Source organism: Maritimibacter harenae (genome assembly GCF_009882975.1).
GTDB lineage: Bacteria > Pseudomonadota > Alphaproteobacteria > Rhodobacterales > Rhodobacteraceae > Maritimibacter > Maritimibacter harenae.
The window spans coordinates 64,468-64,789 of record NZ_WTUX01000003.1 but is presented as its reverse complement, the minus strand read 5'-3'; the positions used below and the strand labels follow the sequence as shown (position 1 = coordinate 64,789).

General features: G+C 62.3%; 1 protein-coding gene (cut by a window edge). It reads right to left on the bottom strand.

The annotated features are described in order from the left end of the window. Positions 1–322, bottom strand: partial view of a Gfo/Idh/MocA family oxidoreductase gene (locus GQE99_RS01595; protein WP_456237981.1) — the start only. The gene continues 626 nt to the left of window position 1, outside the view; the window shows 322 of its 948 coding nt (coding positions 1–322); its start codon is at positions 320–322; its stop codon lies off the left edge, out of view.

Below are 322 nucleotides of genomic sequence, written 5' to 3'. Positions count from 1 at the left end.
AGAGTAACCGCACGATGTCGATCTGGTGGACGCCCTGGCTGAACAACACGCCACCGCCCTCTTCGGTGCGCAACTCTTCGGGTCGGCGGGGACGGTAGAGGAAATCCGTGTAGTTGAAGGCCTGCACCATGCGCACGGCGCCGAGCGCGCCGCTATCGATCATCGCCCGTGCCTGCAGGACCGGCGCATCAAAACTGTGACTTGGTCCCACGATCAAGTGGACTCCGGCGTCTTCGGCCGCTTTCACCATCCGATCGGCATCGTCGAGCGTGACTGCCAGGGGCTTATCGACAAGAATGTGTTTGNCCGTGACGTGCCGCAG